Here is a 17074-nt window from a genome sequence, read left to right as displayed (position 1 = left end):
CGACCAACTGCCAAAATGGCTCCATCGCTACAATTGGCATCGACCCCATGGCAGCCTAAAATATAATACACCAATCAGCAGACTCGGCCTGACCGAGGACAACCTGTTGAGGCTCCACATCTAGGTCCTTAGCGCGCATCGTCCTTGCAACTCGCAACTCACTCAGCCTCGACGCATTCGCAGGCGTGATAACGCCGGCTGCGAAAGACAGAAGATGCACTGTTGTAGTCTCCGGCTCCCGCCGCTGCTTGCATGACGGCTTGCGCCAGTCGTTGACAAAACTCAATTGGCCAGCCAGCATTTCCGTTGCCCGGCCATTTGTAATGACTAAGTCTGAGGTGGTGCCATGCCTCGCATGATCAGGTTCATACTCACGCGTTTGGCGACGGGGTTCGCAATTGGATCCGCCGTGGGCTTCTTCGTTTGGCAAAATGGATTTGCCGCGGCAGGCACGCTTGAGAATTATCTCGCGAAGGGCCTGTTCATCTACCTCTTCGCAAGCACCATCAGCATGGGTTATCTCGCGACGGCCCCTCGAAGAATAGCGCCGGACGCTCTCCGTCGCATGTTGGTGCTCGTTGCGCCCGTTCGTCTGCACTTCCCTATTAAGCCCGCCAGTCCGACGGTATCCGCATGTGTCGTCAGCGCCACCGTTGATGCGGACAAGGCCTGAAGCAAGCGATGAAGACAGTCGAGATCACAAAAACAATCCGTCCTGGTGCTTTTTTGCGCCTGGCCATAACGGAGCAAGCGATCGCCATATTGACGGTTGTCGAATTCCGGCGCGGTTATCGCCCTGCCCCGAGGTCAGCACGCCTTCCGCAGCAGATCGACGCTGTCAACCACGACGACCCTGCCTCTGACTTCGACCCCTGCAGGACCGAGGGCAGCGAAAGCCCGCGAAAGGGCTTCGGGCGCAACCCCGAGTTTGCCGGCCAGAATTCTTTTCCGGTAAGGCAGGCGAAAGGTGGCCTGCGATGCTGAGGCCGGGCAGCGGCTGACGAGGTAATTCGCAACACGCTGTGCAGCCGTGTGCAGCCGGTCTCCCGCTATGCAATCCATGGCACCGAGCAGATGCCGGGCCATGATGCGCATGACGTTGCGACGCATGACGGGGTCCCGGTCGGCAAGCGCCCGCAACTCCACAAGGTCGAACAACGCGACCTCTGCGCCGTCGGCGGACCATGCGCTGTAGGTGTAGGAGCCGCCTGCCGACAGGAGATATTCACCGAACGTCTCACCCGGTTCGCAGATGCAGATATCTGCCTGGCGCCCCGCGGATTCCGACTTCGAAAGTCGCACGAAGCCGCGCATCACGCAATAGACGAACGACGCCTGCTGGCCCTCGGCGATGATCCGCTCGTCCGGTGCGAAGATCTGGAACTGAGCCGTGTCGGCCAGTTCTTCTATCCTTGCTTTGTCCAGGCCGTGAAACAGGTCAGATCGCAAAAGTATGGGATGTCTCGATAGCATCGATCTTCCTTTCGTTTCGGCCGTGAGCGGTTCAAGGTCTTTTGCAATCGGTTTCGTCCTCGACGAGGATTCGCCAAGCTGCTCCTTCAAGGTCCTCGTACTGGCGGCTCGTCAGCGACCAGAGGAACGCCAGGAGACCCATTCCCCCCATCAGCAGTGCGATCGGCATCAGATAGATCAGCATGTTCATGCGGTTTCAACTTCCGCACGTCCGCCGGCAAGCGGCTCGCTCCGTAGGCCGAAGGCATTTAATCGCAGCGCATTCGTCACGACGATGATCGACGAAGTCGACATGGCCACCGCCGCTATCAGCGGCGTTGCCAGGCCGGCGATTGCGATCGGTACCGCAAGCACGTTGTAACCGATGGCGAGAGCAAAGTTCTGGCGAATGAGGCTGGCGGATCTTCGTGCAACGGCGATTGCCTCAGGAACGGCATCGAGACGATCGTTGAAGAAGATAAGGTCGGCGGCTTGCCTGCCGACGTCGGATGCGGTTGCAGGCGCCATCGAGACCTGCGCGGCGGCCAGCGCCGGTGCGTCGTTGATCCCGTCGCCGACCATGAGCACGCGATAGCCCTCGGCGCCCAGCCTCTGGAGTTCCTCGACCTTCTGTTTCGGCCCCAGGTCGCCCAGAGCTTTGCCGATACCGAGAGCCCGCGCTGTGTTGTCGACGACGGCCTGCCTGTCGCCGGATACTATCAACGTTTCGATACCGGCTGCAGCGAGCTGGCGGAAAGTCTCCGCGGCGCCCGGACGAAGCGTGTCGTCAAACAGGAAACGGGCGAGATCGACGCCGTTTTTCGACAGGACCACCTCCGAAAACGGAGTATCGCCCGCGGGCGTGAGCCCGGTTCCGCAGGCAAAGGCCCGGTTGCCGAGCCGATAGAAGTCCGCTCCTTGCCAGGCTTCCAGCCCCCCGCCGGCGATTTCCGTGACCCTGTCGAAGGCGAAGGGGTAAGAGATGTCTATGTCCCGCACCAGACCCTGGGAAAGCGGATGCCGTGAATGCGCCGCCATTGCGCAAACGATGGCTCTATTGCCCGCGATCGAGTCGATTCGGACGAGGCGGGGCCGGCCCATCGTCAGGGTGCCGGTCTTGTCGAAGGCCACGATGTCCGCGTCGGCCAGTCTTTCGAGCGCCGAACCGTCCTTCACCACGATGCCCCTGCGGAAAAGTTCGCCGGCGGCGACCACCTGGACCACCGGTACAGCAAGGCCCAATGCGCAGGGGCATGTGATGATCAGCACCGCGACCGCGACCAGCATGGCCTGTTTCCAATCGCCCCCAAGCAAGCCCCAGGCGAGAAAGGAGGCCAGCGCCAACAGGTGCACGGCGGGAGAATAAAGTGCTGCGGCGCGATCGGCGACCCGGCGATAACGAGCCCTGCCGCCCTCGGCCGCTTCCATCAGGCCGATGATCTCGGAAAGAAGCGAATCCCTTGCCACTTTGGTCGCCCGCAGGACGAGCGAACCGGTCAGGTTCATCGCACCCGAATTCAGCGCGCTGCCTGCGGCGACGGCGACCGTGCTGCTTTCACCGGTGACGATGGAGAGGTCAACATCGCTCTCGCCGCTGACGATCATGCCATCGACGGGAATGCGTTGGCCGGCGGCAATCGCGATGTTATCCCCGACGGCGATCTCTTCGACCGGGATGTAGTGCCGCGACCCGTCCGGCATCATCAGCTGCGCCCCGCGCGGCGCCAGTCTGGCAAGCCCGTTGATCGCGGCGCGGGCTTTTTCCCGCATCACATGATCGAGGGTTCTGCCGATCAGCAGGAAGAACAGCAGAGACACCGACGCGTCGAACCAGGCATGTTCGCCATGGTGCATGGTTTCCCATAGGGAGACCGCATAGGACAGCGTCACTGCAAGCGAGATCGGAACATCCATGTTGGTGCGCCTACGCTTGAGCCCGCTCCAGGCCGATTTGAAGAAGAAGCGTCCACCATAAACCAGCGCCGGCGCCGCGATCATCGCCGAGATCCAGTGAAACATGTCGCGCGTGGCCGCATCGGCGCCCGACCATACCGACACCGAGAGCATCATGATGTTGGCGGCCGCAAAGCCGGAAACTCCAATCGCCAGCAGTAGCTGGTTCCGGATCCTGTCGGTTTCGGGTGCTGTCGACGTGATGAGATGGGCGCGGTATCCGGCCAAGGTGATCGCGGCGAGGATTTCGGAGGGATCGGTCGCCTTCGCCTCGATCTCTTCCTGATAGACGCAGGTGACACGCCTGGCGGTGAGATTGACCCGGGCTTTCCTGACGAACGCAAGCGCCGACAGCGCTTTTTCGAGGGTCAATATGCAGTCGCCACAGTGGACGTCGGGCACGCTGAGGTCGACCTGGCGTAACCCAGCCCCGAGCGGGTGGCTTGCAAGGCATACCTCCTCGGCGCTGGCGGATGTCGCGCTGAGGCCGAGAACGCTTTCCGCATCCATCGAGCAGCAGGTCATTGGCGGAACTCCGCGGTGTCGAAGCGTTTGGCCTCATGCATGACGACCGCCCCGTTCATTCTCGATATGGCCTCGACGATCCAGTCGCCGGCGACAACCTGGTGATCGGCTTCGAACCGCCCTTCGCCCGTCTTCCGGAGCGTCACGCGGAAATCCTCATGATCGCCGACGGGCCGTTTGAAGTTCAGCGTGACATCATCGATGATCGCAGGCGTGCCGGCCTGGTCGTGGATGTCGTAACGGATTTGGCTGCCCTTAACGACGAGCGCGCCCTCGACGCCGGAGGCGGCCATTGCCTTCATCGCTGCCGCCCTGGTGTTGAATTCCTGGCTGGCCACATAGGTGTTTTCCACGACGATGCCACTCCAGCTGGACGCAGCATAGAAGGCCATGGTGGCGTTTACGGCGATCACTACGGCGAAGAATGCCGAGGTGGCAAGCAGCACGTGCAAGCCGGTAAAGCCCTGAGTAGAAGTCTTCATTTCACGTCTCCCGGCGCGTTGAACGCCGCGCGATAGCTCGCCCGGTCGGCTTGACCTGCGTCTTGACCTATATCTTCGATGACGAAGAGGAATTCGTTGATCTCTGCCCCGTCTGGGGCGCGCGTGACGAAGACCTTGAGCGTCGTGGCCGCGTCGGGTTCGACGTGAGCGGTGAAGCTGCGGGCATCCTGCCCGCCGAACTCGGGAATGCGCATTGTGCCCCCCTCCAGCCCGACGAGGGTGATGGTCACGTCCCGCGGCTTCGGCACCATGTTGAGGACATGCAGCGTGTAGCCGTTTCGGATGGAGCCGTCGCTTTCCAGAACATATTGAGGGTTCCGGTCGTGGATAACGTTGAGCCTGAGCCGATCGCGTAAGGCGAGATGGACGACCATGGCGACGCCGATCGATGCCCAGACGACACCGTAGAAGACAATTCTTCGGCGGAAGATGATGCGCCAGTCGAAATTCCGGACAGCTGGCATGAAGCTTCCGTCGTCGTTTCGGACATTGGAGGGCTGGATGGCTGTCCGTCCTCCGTCAGTAGCAAGCGACATGTTGCTCGAATATTCCTTGAGCGTCGCATAGGCGATCAGGCCGTGTGGCTTCCCGAGCTTGTCCATGACGCCGCCACAGGCGTCGATGCAGAGGGCGCATGTGATGCATTCCATCTGCTGGCCGTCGCGGATGTCGATCCCCATCGGGCAGACGGCGACGCAGGCATTGCAGTCCACGCAATCGCCCACCGGCAGACCCTGAGCCTTCTTGCCATGGCGCGACCGCTGCTCGCCCCGCCAGTCGTTGTAGGTGACAACAAGCGAATTCTCATCCAGCATCGCGCCCTGAATGCGCGGCCACGGACACATATAGGTGCATGTCTGTTCGCGCATGAGGCCGCCAAGCACATAGGTCGTCGCGGTCAGGGTGGCGATCGTGGCATACGCAGCGGCAGGAGCGCTGCCGTCAAACAGTGAAGCCGCCAGGCTCGGCGCGTCGGCAAAATAGAAGATCCATGCTCCGCCCGTGGCGATGGCGATCAGCAGCCAGATCGCGTGCTTGATCACCCGCTTCCTGAGCTTGTCGAAAGTGAAGGGGTCGGCATCGAGCTTCATCCGAGCGTTTCGGTCGCCTTCGACAGCGCGTTCGACGACGAGAAAGAGATCGACCCAGACGGTCTGCGGACAGGCATAGCCACACCAGGCGCGGCCGACAGCGGCGGTGAGGAGAAAGAGGCCGAAGCCCGCCATGACGAGCAGGCCCGCCACATAGTAGAATTCCTGCGGCCAGATCTCGATGAAGAAAAAGAAGAAGCGCCGCGAGGCGAGGTCGACGAGGATTGCCTGATTGGGCGCATAGGGACCGCGGTCCCAGCGAATCCACGGCGCGAGGTAATAGGTGCCAAGCGTGAGCAGCATCAAGACCCATTTGAACCGGCGAAAGGGCCCTTCGGCTCGTTTCGGAAAGATCTTCTTGCGCGGCGCATAGAGAGGCTGGCGGTTGCGCCGGGCGTTGACGGGTTCGACGCGAACGTGGTCAATGTCATTTAGATTAGGGCGGGTATAGAGATTCATAGGACCTGTCCGATTTTCACCACTCTTTTCCCAGCCGTGGCGGATCCGTTCCTTGATGCAGATCAAGAACGACCGTGCAGAAGCGAAAAGGCCACGCCCCAGAGTAAGGGCGTGGCCGGAGGACAGCGGCGGAGAAACCGCTGGGACGTCCTCCACAGGAGCTGAAACTATCGGCTCGTCTGCTTGTGGTCTTTGAGGCAGATCAAACTCACCATCGAATTGCCGATTTTTGCAGGGTCGTCCTGCTCCGAAGACGCAGGCATCTGTTGGGCGCGGGCTGAGACACGCGATCGGATAACAGCACGCGGCGCGCCGTAGAGAGGGAGGATCGGATTGCGGTCGTGGGCTGTCATGTCTCTTCTCCTTACGTGCCGCCGCCGAGCGCATGAACGAAAATAGTAAGCTCGTTTACCGTTGTGTCCCCCAGGCGCGCTGCCCAGGCAGGCATTACGCCATGTTTGGGAGAGGCAACCTGACGAAGGATGGCGTCTTCACCCCGCGACTTCAGCCAGATTGCGTCGGCGAGATCCGGCGCACCCATTTCCACCTTTCCTTTGGCGTCCTCGCCGTGACATGGGGCGCAATTGTCGAAGAAAACCTGTTTTCCGGCCGCCGCCAGACCGACATCCGAGGGCGTATTGGTCAGCCCCCAGACAAAGGCGGCGACCTGCTTCATCTGGATGGGCTCCAGAACACCGGCAAAGGGCGGCATTTCGGAGGAATGGCTATCCGTATCGCCGTCGAAGCGGATGCCATGAGAGATCGTGGCCTGGATGGCATTCAGATCCCCGCCCCACAGCCAGTCGTCGTCGTTGAGATTCGGAAACCCCGGACCGCCGCTCGCTCCCGATCCATGGCAGGGCGCGCAGTTCACCTTGAAAGCGGATGCGCCGCCAGCGATCGCGAATTTACGAAGAGCAGGATCCGCGTCGATCTCCTCCACTGTCTTGGCAGCGATCAGGTCATGGAACTCCGTCTGCGATGACTTAGCGAGATTGAGGTCCTGCTGCAGCTCGGCGCGCGTTGAATAACCGAGATAGCCGTTAGTGGCGGAAGTGATCATCGGGATGGCCGGGTAAGCGATGGCGTAGCCGATCGCCCAGAGGATCGTCACGTAGAAGGTCCAGATCCACCAGCGCGGCATGGGATTGTTGAGCTCTTGGATGCCGTCCCATTCATGACCCGTCGTTTCGACGCCGCTCAGTTCATCGATATGCTTTTGCGACATCTCAATCGTCCTTCAAGGGAATATCGGCGGCATCTTTGGCCGTCTGCTTGCTACCTGGGCGAAGGGTGAGCATGACCGCGCCGACGAAGAATGCGGCCATTGCCAGGAGGCCCCAGCTGTCGGAGAAGTGTCTCATTGCAGTGTAAGTTTCCATGGATCACCTCACCGGTAGCCGGTCGCGTCGTCATAGGTCGAGAAATTAACCAGCGTTCCGAGCATCTGCAGGTAGGACACCAGCGCGTCCATCTCGGTCAGCCGGGTTGGATCGCCGTCGAGATCGCCGACATTCGCATTTGGGTAGCGCTTGAGTAGAGCCGCCGTGTCCGCGTTCGGATCGGCCTGGGCTCTCATGTCGGCCTCGGCATTCGCCAGCATGTCGTCGCTGTAAGGCACGCCCACGTCCTCATTGGCCTTGAGGTCCTCTCCGATACTCCTGACCGTCACCTCCTTCTCTTCGAGGAAGGCGTAGCTCGGCATGATTGATTCCGGCACCACGGCCCGCGGATTTGCGAGATGCTGGACGTGCCATTCGTTCGAGTAACGCCCCCCGACGCGGGCCAGATCGGGCCCTGTCCGCTTGGATCCCCATTGGAACGGGTGGTCGTACATCGATTCCGCGGCGAGCGAATAATGGCCGTAACGTTCGACCTCATCACGGAACGGCCGGATCATCTGGCTGTGGCAGAGATAGCAGCCTTCACGGATGTAGATGTTCCGTCCGGCGAGCTCTAGCGGCGTGTAGGGCCGCATGCCTTCCACTTTTTCGATCGTGTTCTGCAGGTAGAACAGCGGTGCGATTTCAACGATGCCGCCAATGCTGACGACCAGCAGCGAGCCGACCAGAAGAAGCGTCGCGTTCTTCTCGAGGGTCTTATGTTTATCAAGTAACGATGCCATGTCTCACCTCACTCGGCAGGCTGTGCCTGGGGCACCAAACTGGTCGGGATTGGCGCTTCGTCGCGCAGGTGGCCGCGGATCGTCATGAACACGTTCCAGGCCATGACGAGGCCACCCGCTAGGTAGAGTGCTCCGCCGACGGCACGCAGCACGTAATAGGGGATCATCGCCGCGACCGTTTCAGCGAAGGAATAGACGAGGAAGCCCTGGGAATTGTATTCTCGCCACATCAGCCCCTGCTGGATGCCCGCGACCCAGAGCACCGCGGCGTAGATCACGATCCCGAGCGTCGCGAGCCAGAAGTGCCAGTTGACCATCCGCAGGCTGTAGAGGCGCTCGCGCCCCCACAGTTTCGGCGTCAGGTAGTATATCGCCCCGAAGGTGATCATACCCACCCAGCCAAGTGCTCCGGAATGCACGTGACCGATCGTCCATTCGGTATAGTGGCTGAGCGAATTGACCGCCTTTATCGACATCATCGGGCCTTCGAAGGTCGACATCCCATAAAATGCGATGGCGACGATCATCATCCGGATGATCGGGTCGGTGCGAATTTTGTCCCAGGCGCCCGAAAGGGTCATCAAACCGTTGATCATGCCGCCCCAGGAGGGCATCCAGAGCATGACGGAGAAGACCATTCCGAGCGTCTGCGCCCAGTCAGGCAGCGCCGTGTAATGCAGATGATGCGGGCCGGCCCAGATATACATGAAGATCAGGGCCCAGAAGTGGATGATCGACAGCCGGTAGGAATAAACCGGCCGGTTGGCCTGCTTCGGCACAAAATAGTACATCATCCCCAGGAAGCCGGCGGTGAGGAAGAAGCCGACGGCGTTGTGGCCGTACCACCATTGGGTGAGTGCATCCTGGACGCCGGAGAAGAGAGAATAGCTCTTGGAGCCGAGGAACGACGCCGGAACAGCGAGGTTGTTGACCACATGCAGCATCGCAATGGTGACTATGAAGCTGAGATAGAACCAGTTTGCCACGTAGATATGCGGCTCTTTGCGCTTCAGGATCGTTCCGAGATAGACGGCCAGATAGGCGACCCAGACGATGGTAAGCCACAGGTCGACGTACCATTCGGGCTCGGCATATTCGCGCGACTGATTGATGCCGATCACGTAGCCGGTCGCAGCCATCACGATGAACAGCTGGTAGCCCCAGAAGACGAACCAGGCGAGTGTTCCTCCGAAGAGACGCGCGCGACAGGTGCGTTGCACCACATAGAAGGATGTCATGATCAGCGCGTTGCCGCCGAAGGCGAAGATCACCGCCGATGTGTGAACCGGCCGCAATCTTCCGAAATTCCAATAGGGCGCGATGTTGAGGTCGGGAAAGGCGAGCTGCAGCGCGATGATCACGCCGACGAGGAAGCCGACGACGCCCCAGAACACCGTAGCGATCAGGCCGTAGCGGATTACCTCGTCGCAATAGCCCGTAAGCTCTGTTTTGCGCTGTTGGCCCGTCGGCGAAAACTCTGCGTTTCTGACAAGCAGCAGCGTTCCCGCAACCAGGCAGAGGCAAAGTATACCCATATGGACTGCAAACAGATGATCGTGCGCGAATGCGGCCGCGAGCAGCGCCAGAAACGCTGCGACCGCGATCACCATCGTTTCTGTCGTGTAATTCATGATGTCGTCTCCAGTGCGCAGACGACCGCCTCGCGGCCGGCTTTCTCGGATTTCGAGGCAGGACTGTCACGAAGACGGGAACGGCTCCTTGATCTACATCAACAAGCGGACTGGAAGCGGTGGACGAACCGACGTTGTTACACTCTGTTGCAAACTTCCCCCTTTGGCACCGCCCGCTTACTCCCGTGTGACGCAGCTGCTTTCTACCGCACCCACTGCCACAAGGGGCGATGAAGATGCTGTGCAGAACAACCACGCGTTCGACAATGGCGCGAAGGGGCGCGAAGCCATACATGCCGGCCAATCCCTCTCTTCGCTGTTCGTAGGCTCGGCGGCCGAGGCCGTCGCAGCCGGTAAGGCGATTTGGTGGGAGGGTGATAAGCAACCATCTTGTCCAGGTGGAAGAAGGTGTCGTGCGCCTGCTTCGTATCATCGGCGAAAGATCGTCGGGTGATAATCGCTCTTCAATTCGCCGGCGATCTCAACGGCGCGTCGCTGCAAAACGATTTCCTATTTACGGCTGAGGCCGTCACGAAATGCAAGATCCGCCGGATATCGCACATGAGTTTCCACGGGGAAGTCGCTCGGTCTAATGCGCTCGCTCGACCTAGCTCTCGTTGCTCTGGCAGGAGGCGGCCGCTTCGCATGAACAGATGGTGCTGTTGCCGAAGAAGAACGCCGAGGAGCGCCCCTGCAGCTTCATCGTGAAGCTTGCATTCCGGCGCAACCCGCGTCCGCCAAGGTCCGTTGCGCGTTTCCATGAATCGTCAAGACATTGCGGATCATCTCGGCCTGACCATTGAGACCCTGGCCCACACCGTTACGAAACTTGCGTCGCGCAACATCGTTATTCCCGAGGGCAGGCACGACCTGCGGAACGTCAATCTTGCCCGCTGGTACGGTTATCGGGCGACACTGATGATTTTCCCGAGGATTTCTGTCAGAGGGTAAACCTCAACACACGCGACAAGCCGCGGGATCGACATTCATGCCCTCCGCGAACTTCTCGACGCGATATGAGCTCAGTCACGGCAATCCTAAGCTGTTCAGCAGCGCCGACGTTCGCCGAGCGTGCTTGTCCTTCGGTGATTCCTACATCGCTTGCAGGCTGCCATGTCCCTCGCAAGGGCGCTGGGCAAGCAGGCAAAAATTGGGACCTTCTGCCTTTTTTCCCCGAATTTGACGGGCGTCAAAGAGCCCAATTCCGGCATCTGCTAAGACACATTCATGAGGCTGATTGGGTCTCGCAGAAAAGGAGCTTGCAAATGCGGTTAAAATTCGGTCTGATCGCTGCAGCGGCAGCCTTGATTGTTTCGGCAGCGCCGTTGATGGCGGCCGACCACCAGGTTCGGATGCTCAACAAAGGCACGGAAGGCGCGATGGTGTTCGAGCCTGGCTTCCTGAAGATCGCCCCCGGCGACACCGTCACCTTCATCCCCACCGACAAGGGCCACAACGTCGAAACCTTCAAAGGCCTCATTCCGGATGGCGTTGCCGACTTCAAGTCAAAGCCGAATGAGCTATATCGCGCGAAATTCGATGTTCCAGGCGTCTATGTCCTGAAATGCACCCCACATTCCGGCATGGGCATGGTTGCCCTGATCCAGGTGGGTGACAGTCCGCCCAATCTCGAAGCGATCAAGACTGCAAAGGTGCCGAACATGGTGCGCAAGCGGCTCGATGCCGACCTCACAAACATCACCCAGTGAGACACAGCAGGTGCGGATGACCGCGCAGCCCATGACGATGGCTTTCGTGGCAGCTGTTTGCCTCGCCAGGAGCAGCTGATGCTCAGTGAGCATCGAGCAGAGCCAGGCGCTGTCAGGCAAGACGTCCAAGGCAGTGGTCGGACACGGTTGTCGGCAAAGCCGATGCCGAAACCTGGTGGGACCGTCGAGAAAGTGAATGTGGCCTGTGAAAAGAGCTATGATCTGCACGGCAGACCTGTGAAGGAACGCGTGGGCAAGATCACTAGCCCGGCGGCAATCTCGCTGACGACGAATATAACGAGGTCGTTTTTTTGCGCGGCAGTCGCGAAGGAGATGCCAGCCAAAACCCGGGGTCTCGTTCTGGTTACCCAAGAATTGCACGGAAGGCGCCGTCGAACGTTTGATCGAAATCCCCGCGGCAGGCAAGTCCTACAACTAGGAGACCCCTGCCTCGTCCTTCGACGTGCTCGAACAACCGCGTTCGTGAGAGGGCGAGAGCCGTCGATCATGTGGCGCTCGGTAGCTCACCTCGCGAAAAGGCTCCTTCAGGCGCCTGCGCGGCCGCCATAATCGCGATGGGCACAACTCTGCGGACCGGCGCTTGCCCACGCCACCTTAAAGGTTCGACGTCAGTCGCCAACGATACCCTGGGCCAGGGCCTGCCGAGATCGAGCTGTATTTGAATGAGCCGAAAAGCTCGACGATAACGACCTCGACGTCCAGGCGGTGATACGGGCGCCCATCTACTTGTGACAGGGCGGCCCGATGACCGTATTTGTGAGTGCGCCCGCCCTGCTTCACACGAACTTGCGACGTCGATCCTCCTCGACGTGCCGTTGTCGACGGGACTCCTGGGAAGATAACTGCAGGGTCCTCGATCGAGAAACGGGAACTCGATGTCTTCTCGCGCGGCCTTTGATGCGTTTCGTGTCGCCGGAACCGATGCACACTTCCGGCGACAAGTACTAGGCTGCCTTGCTGTGCGTGTGCCCGTGCGAGCTAAAATAGGCGTCGAATGCCGCCGCGACTGCACGGACCATGAAGCGCGCCTCCTCGCATACGACAATCCGCTCACCGCTGATCGTCACGACGCCGTCGGCCATGAGCTCGCCGAGACGGTCGTTGCGCTCGACAAGGAAGCCGGTGTCGAAACCCGATCCGCTGCTCAACTGGCCGAGATCGGCTTCGAAATCGCACATCAGCCTCTCGATGACCCTCGCCCGAAGCTTGTCCTCCTCGCTGAGAAGATATCCCTTGGCGGTCGGCAGCACCCCGAAGGCAATTCGCTCGGCATAGAGGCCGAGAGGCACGTGGTTCTGCATATAGCCGGCCGGCAGCCGCCCGATCGCAGATGCGCCGAGGCCGATCAGGCTATCGCAATCATCCGTGGTATAGCCCTGGAAGTTTCTCCTCAGCGTTCTGTTGCGCGCGGCGAGCGCCAACTGATCGTTCGGCAGTGCAAAATGATCGAGCCCAATGCGCAGATATCCGGCCTTCTGGAGCTCCTCGGCGATCACTTCCGCCTGCTCGTTCCGCTGTTTTGCGTCCGGCAGCGATGCTTCGTCGATCAGGCGCTGATGTTTCTTAAAAGCGGGTATGTGAGCGTAACCGAAAACGGCGAAACGTTCGGGACGCAGTTCTGCAGCCAGCCGGACCGTCTCGATGCAAGATTGGACAGTCTGTTTCGGAAGGCCATAAATTAGGTCGAAGTTGATGCTGCTGACGCCTGCTGAGCGCAACCCGGCGACCGCCCTTTCCGTCTGCTCAAAGGATTGCAGCCGCTTGATACCGGCCTGCACGATCGGATCGAAGCTCTGGACGCCGAGGCTTGCGCGGTCGACGCCGTTTTCGGCGAGCGCATCGATCATGGGGGCGACCAATGTGCGAGGGTCGATCTCGACTGCGACGCCGGCTTTCGCTTCAAACGTGAAGGCACTCCTGAGCTTTGCCATTAGAGCCGAAAATTCCTGCGGCTTCATGACCGACGGCGTGCCGCCGCCGAAATGCACGTACTTGACGGGCACGTCGTTTCCGGCCGCAAAAGAGACGAGCTCGATCTCTTCCTTCATCACGTCGAGATAGTCGGCGACCGGAGCGTCTTGCCGGGTGATGGTCGTGTGGCAGCCGCAGTACCAGCATATCGAACGGCAGAACGGGACGTGGAGATAAACCGAAACCGGGCCAGCCGCGGCGATATGGGCGAGATTGCCGGCATATTCATCCGGCCCCACGGCTGCAGAAAAAGCCGCCGCCGTCGGGTAACTCGTATAACGCGGAACCCGCGCATCGCCGTATTTGGCGATCAGATCATCAGACATTTTCGCATCCCTTTTCAAAACAGGATGCTTTATGATCTCCGGCCGCGCCGGCTTCCTTGTCCCAAATCAATGATGACGTCTCAGGCCAGAATCAGCCGGATCTTTGTCCGCTGTGAAAGTCAGCACTTTCGAACCCGCCTAACATCTCGTTCTGACATGGGTCGAGCCGCGGTCCCGGCTGTTCGAAGAGACGTGCCACAAGGAAATGAGCAAGAATGACTGATACGCAAAACGGGTGAAACAAATTGGTGTCCGCGTGCTGTCGCCGGTCGAGCCATCCCACGGTTTCGGCTCGCTCCATGCGCTGGCCCCCGGCGATAGTTTGTTGATCGCCAGTGGAACTGGTGCCGGCCTAACGGCGGGAATCTCGAGCGAAGCCTACCGAAACGCGGAAGTCGTGGTCGTTTTCCAATTCCACAGGCCCTCGCCGCGGCCGCCGACGTGATCGTCAAGGTGCGCCTCGATCAATGAGGTCGCCCTGCTGTCGCCTGAAAAGACGCTAATCGCTTTCTTCTATCCCGCAGCCAACAATGAGTTGCTCAAGCGGGCTCTGCATTCGGGCGCGAATATAAGCGCCATAGACATGGTCCCGCGCATCAGCCGTGCACAGAAGATGAATGGGAAAGATCGGGGTTACCGGGCGGTCATCGAAGCGAGTGCGAACTTCAGGTGTTTCTTCACCGGGCAGATCACCGCGCGGTATTTCTAGGGTCTCCTCAGTTTTACGTCGCCTTGAGGTCCGTCAGCACCTTGTCAAAAGCATCCTTGACCGGCTTTGAGATTTCCTCCACCGCCCTGCTTGAGAGCACCCGGACTTCCTTGGCGTGCTGCAAACTTGTCTCAACGCGCTTGCGGAAAAAGGTCGACTGCTGTTCGAGGATCTGCGACGGCGAATTCGCGCCCAGCAAAGCTTGCAAATGTGAGAAGCTGGCCTCGGCGTCGGCCTGCAGTGCAGCGATCGTCTTCCACCACAATTCGTTGCCGAATAGACTTGTCGTTTCGAGGATCGGAGGCAGCATTTTCTGTGTCGCTTCAGCGCCGGACGCAAGTTTCAAAAAAGCCTCTGTCACCTTCTTGTTCCCCTTTTCAACAGATGCGCCGAACTGATCTGGCACCTTGAGCGACGATGACCCCGGGTTTTCGATCGTTTCAAAGGATCTTTCGGAAATCTTGGTCATTGCATTTTCCTTCTCTTTGAGTTGGTTGCAAGCTGTGACATCGGGATTGACCCTTCCGCCGGCGGATGCATGGCCGCTTGGTAGAACGCGGATCCGATGACGAACGGTCAGGTGGCCTCCGTTCCGTTCGTTTCATGAACCGGCATCATGCAGACTGCTTTCTGCCGCTTGTAACCAGGGATCAGCAAACACCATGCCAACTGCTCCGACGCGCCAAGAAGATGATTTTCTTTTATCAATGGGCGGGTTGAGGGCAGGTTGATGTGTATTTGACGGAGAGACCGGCGAACAAAACGTTCCAATCACGACAAACCTGACAAAAGTGGCGGATGCCCGACATTTGCGAGAAATGTCGACGGTTGCGCTGGGGACAAGGGAATTAGCATGTAATTCAACCGCGCTCAGGATCGTCCTGTGTCGGATCGTATTGAGCCTGCGGGGTGGAAAGTGGCGTTGCGGTCCTCGCCGCAAGTGCCTCCGTCAGCTGCGCACTGGTGCTTACCTCGACGGTCAGCTTGCGCGAGACATTGCGTGCAATTGCAGTGCCTTCTTTGCACCGGCCGCCATTGATTAGAACCGCCGCATCCGCGGATCAGGCATGGGACACGAACGGCACGATCTGTGGCGATCCAATCGCGGGGCATCTGCCTTGGCAACCGGATAAGTTCATCGCCGAGGGCGACGAGACAGCGATCGCCACTTCGCGCTTTTAAAAAAGTCCTATTGAAAGAAGCGACGAACTAGCCACCATCGCAGCGCCAACTTTGTGGATGGAATGCCACACGAAGTAACTACGTTCGTTCGTTTGCGCAGACGACGAGCAGCAGGAGACAACAAACGATCTGAAGGTAACAGCGTTGACTTGTTCGCGAGATCACGCAGTAACCTTGTCTGCCGCGACATGGGTCTGACAGTTCTTCGGGCAGACGCGCGCGCAGGCGCCGCAACCAATGCAGCGGCCGGCCTCATCGACAACCATGATCATACGATTGAGCTCGCCATCGAAGTCTTCCTCCTCGTCGTCGCAGATGCCGAGGATTTCACCCGCTTCACCGACGCCATAGAGGTGCATGACTTCGCGAGAGCAGGCTTTGAAGCATCGGCCACAGCCGATGCAGGTTGTAGCATCGATGCAGGTCAGGTACTCCGGCACCCAGCTGGAGCCGTCGCGCGTGACGAAAGGGCCAGTCATCGTGAATTCTCCAATGCAGCGAGCTCTTCCTTCGCAGCGTTCAACTCGGCGAAGGCGTCGAACGTCTCTCCTGCAATGGTCTTGATTCTAGCCCAATTAATCGGAAGGTCCTCGGCAAGATCGTGCAACTCCATCTTCGCAGCGGCGGCGCGGGACTGCAGCTTGCGGACCTTTTTCAGCTGCTCCACAATGTCTGACATGATCTCTTTCCTCGAAAATTGATTTCATGATGCCCGCGCCACGTCGGGATAGGTTTCGATAACTTCAATAGCGTCATCGACCATTTTCGTGCCGGTCTCGGCGAGCTTGCCTAGCGTCTCAAAGCCGAACCGGTGGACATCGCGCAGGGTCTTCGACAGAACGACCAACCGTCCAGTCGTCAAAAGCAAGCGGCCGAAGCCCTCATGGCCGATCGTCATGATCGGCGATGCCAACAGGCCTGTGCACTCTTCGATCACAAGCCCCACGCAACTGTAAAAGTTCTGTAGCCTCCACAGCACATCAGGATCCGGATCGCCTATGATCGGGATCTTACGGCGCTGCTCCTTGGTGAGGATGAAGTCGGCCAGCAGGTCAGTGTCCGATTTGCCTTCCCACGCCCCATGGGCATCCTGAGCGCGGATGAGCCTTATCAGGCATCTGAGAAAAGGGGTGGCGAGATCCCCATCTTCGTTGACAGCAGGGCCATTCGTACTTCCTGTCAATGTACCCATTTCTTAGTCCTCCTCATCGAAAGGCTTCTTTTCAATGGCGCCTGCTTCGGTCAGCGCCGTGAAGCTCGTGCGCCAGAGCGTTGGACCTGAGGAAGCCGATCCGCGATTGTCCCAGGAATTGCCCTCACAGCCGAGAGGCCCATGGATCAGGTGCGCGACGTCGGTGATCGGCTGCAGCACGATCTTGGCGCCATCGAAAGCGCATCCGCCGGCTGCCGCCCCGGG

18 protein-coding genes and 3 pseudogenes are annotated in these 17074 nt (G+C 59.5%); 5 read left to right on the top strand and 16 right to left on the bottom strand.

The features are described 5' to 3' along the window. The coding region (locus EFR00_RS32035) for an integrase core domain-containing protein (protein WP_148102828.1) at positions 1 to 124 on the top strand (124 nt) is incomplete at its 5' end. Between the two features lie 222 nt (positions 125 to 346). After that, a pseudogene (locus tag EFR00_RS32025) lies at positions 347 to 532 on the top strand (hypothetical protein); the annotation flags it as partial. A gap of 275 nt (positions 533 to 807) precedes the next feature. Here the strand turns inward: EFR00_RS32025 and EFR00_RS32020 are convergent. The 10 genes from EFR00_RS32020 to ccoN form a co-directional block, all read right to left on the bottom strand. After that, a complete protein-coding gene (locus EFR00_RS32020) occupies positions 808 to 1473 on the bottom strand; it encodes a Crp/Fnr family transcriptional regulator (RefSeq protein ID WP_011053469.1) in 666 nt (221 codons plus the stop codon). A 31-nt stretch (positions 1474 to 1504) separates the two neighbouring features. Next, positions 1505 to 1663 (bottom strand): cbb3-type cytochrome oxidase assembly protein CcoS, encoded by a 159-nt coding sequence (gene ccoS / locus EFR00_RS32015; RefSeq protein WP_011053470.1) that lies wholly within the window; start codon positions 1661 to 1663, stop codon positions 1505 to 1507. Continuing rightward, positions 1660 to 3930, bottom strand: coding sequence for a cation-translocating P-type ATPase (locus EFR00_RS32010; protein ID WP_011053471.1), 2271 nt, complete (start codon positions 3928 to 3930; stop codon positions 1660 to 1662). The genes ccoS and EFR00_RS32010 overlap by 4 nt, the downstream gene beginning before the upstream one ends. Further along, positions 3927 to 4412 (bottom strand): FixH family protein, encoded by a 486-nt coding sequence (locus tag EFR00_RS32005; RefSeq protein ID WP_011053472.1) that lies wholly within the window; start codon positions 4410 to 4412, stop codon positions 3927 to 3929. Before EFR00_RS32005 ends, EFR00_RS32010 begins: the two co-directional genes overlap by 4 nt. Beyond that, positions 4409 to 5983 (bottom strand): cytochrome c oxidase accessory protein CcoG, encoded by a 1575-nt coding sequence (ccoG, locus tag EFR00_RS32000; RefSeq protein ID WP_011053473.1) that lies wholly within the window; start codon positions 5981 to 5983, stop codon positions 4409 to 4411. The genes EFR00_RS32005 and ccoG overlap by 4 nt, the downstream gene beginning before the upstream one ends. A gap of 167 nt (positions 5984 to 6150) precedes the next feature. Further along, complete coding sequence (locus EFR00_RS33835) at positions 6151 to 6336, bottom strand: hypothetical protein (RefSeq protein ID WP_004674416.1); 186 nt, start codon at positions 6334 to 6336, stop codon at positions 6151 to 6153. Between the two features lie 11 nt (positions 6337 to 6347). Next, positions 6348 to 7211, bottom strand: a complete 864-nt coding sequence (gene ccoP / locus EFR00_RS31990) for a cytochrome-c oxidase, cbb3-type subunit III (RefSeq protein ID WP_004674413.1) — start codon at positions 7209 to 7211, stop codon at positions 6348 to 6350. A 1-nt stretch (position 7212) separates the two neighbouring features. Next, positions 7213 to 7365, bottom strand: coding sequence for a cbb3-type cytochrome c oxidase subunit 3 (locus tag EFR00_RS31985; RefSeq protein ID WP_004674411.1), 153 nt, complete (start codon positions 7363 to 7365; stop codon positions 7213 to 7215). Positions 7366 to 7373: 8 nt separating this feature from the next. Then, positions 7374 to 8108, bottom strand: a complete 735-nt coding sequence (gene ccoO, locus EFR00_RS31980; protein ID WP_004674404.1) for a cytochrome-c oxidase, cbb3-type subunit II — start codon at positions 8106 to 8108, stop codon at positions 7374 to 7376. Between the two features lie 8 nt (positions 8109 to 8116). Continuing rightward, positions 8117 to 9739, bottom strand: coding sequence for a cytochrome-c oxidase, cbb3-type subunit I (gene ccoN, locus EFR00_RS31975; protein ID WP_004674403.1), 1623 nt, complete (start codon positions 9737 to 9739; stop codon positions 8117 to 8119). Positions 9740 to 9980: 241 nt separating this feature from the next. Here ccoN and EFR00_RS33235 point away from each other — a divergent pair. Continuing rightward, positions 9981 to 10698: pseudogene (locus EFR00_RS33235) on the top strand (cyclic nucleotide-binding domain-containing protein); the annotation flags it as partial. Between the two features lie 306 nt (positions 10699 to 11004). Continuing rightward, on the top strand, positions 11005 to 11448 hold the full coding sequence (locus tag EFR00_RS31965) for a pseudoazurin (protein WP_004674399.1): 444 nt from the start codon (positions 11005 to 11007) through the stop codon (positions 11446 to 11448). A gap of 965 nt (positions 11449 to 12413) precedes the next feature. Here the strand turns inward: EFR00_RS31965 and hemN are convergent. Next, positions 12414 to 13766, bottom strand: coding sequence for an oxygen-independent coproporphyrinogen III oxidase (hemN, locus tag EFR00_RS31950; RefSeq protein WP_016737481.1), 1353 nt, complete (start codon positions 13764 to 13766; stop codon positions 12414 to 12416). Positions 13767 to 14229: 463 nt separating this feature from the next. Here hemN and EFR00_RS31940 point away from each other — a divergent pair, with 463 nt between their 5' ends. Beyond that, on the top strand, positions 14230 to 14475 hold the full coding sequence (locus tag EFR00_RS31940; RefSeq protein ID WP_309506698.1) for an NAD(P) transhydrogenase subunit alpha: 246 nt from the start codon (positions 14230 to 14232) through the stop codon (positions 14473 to 14475). Positions 14476 to 14488: 13 nt separating this feature from the next. On the opposite strand, the gene EFR00_RS31935 is transcribed toward EFR00_RS31940, so the two are convergent. The 5 genes and pseudogenes from EFR00_RS31935 to EFR00_RS31910 form a co-directional block, all read right to left on the bottom strand. Continuing rightward, positions 14489 to 14944 carry a phasin gene (locus tag EFR00_RS31935; protein WP_011053475.1) on the bottom strand — a complete coding sequence of 152 codons (456 nt, stop codon included), beginning with the start codon at positions 14942 to 14944 and terminating at the stop codon, positions 14489 to 14491. Between the two features lie 874 nt (positions 14945 to 15818). Further along, the gene (fdxB, locus tag EFR00_RS31925) at positions 15819 to 16136 is read right to left on the bottom strand and encodes a ferredoxin III, nif-specific (protein ID WP_004677870.1); all 318 of its coding nucleotides are present in this window, start codon (positions 16134 to 16136) and stop codon (positions 15819 to 15821) included. Then, positions 16133 to 16336, bottom strand: coding sequence for a CCE_0567 family metalloprotein (locus EFR00_RS31920; protein ID WP_009991124.1), 204 nt, complete (start codon positions 16334 to 16336; stop codon positions 16133 to 16135). Before EFR00_RS31920 ends, fdxB begins: the two co-directional genes overlap by 4 nt. A 24-nt stretch (positions 16337 to 16360) precedes the next feature. Further along, the gene (locus tag EFR00_RS31915) at positions 16361 to 16849 is read right to left on the bottom strand and encodes a NifX-associated nitrogen fixation protein (RefSeq protein WP_009991126.1); all 489 of its coding nucleotides are present in this window, start codon (positions 16847 to 16849) and stop codon (positions 16361 to 16363) included. 33 nt (positions 16850 to 16882) lie between these two features. Beyond that, positions 16883 to 17074 (bottom strand): annotated as a pseudogene (locus EFR00_RS31910) (nitrogenase component 1); the annotation flags it as partial.

The organism is Rhizobium sophoriradicis, from assembly GCF_003939025.1.
Classification (GTDB): domain Bacteria; phylum Pseudomonadota; class Alphaproteobacteria; order Rhizobiales; family Rhizobiaceae; genus Rhizobium; species Rhizobium sophoriradicis.
The sequence above is the reverse complement of the archived record's forward strand: the minus strand, read 5'-3'. Positions and strand labels throughout refer to the sequence as shown.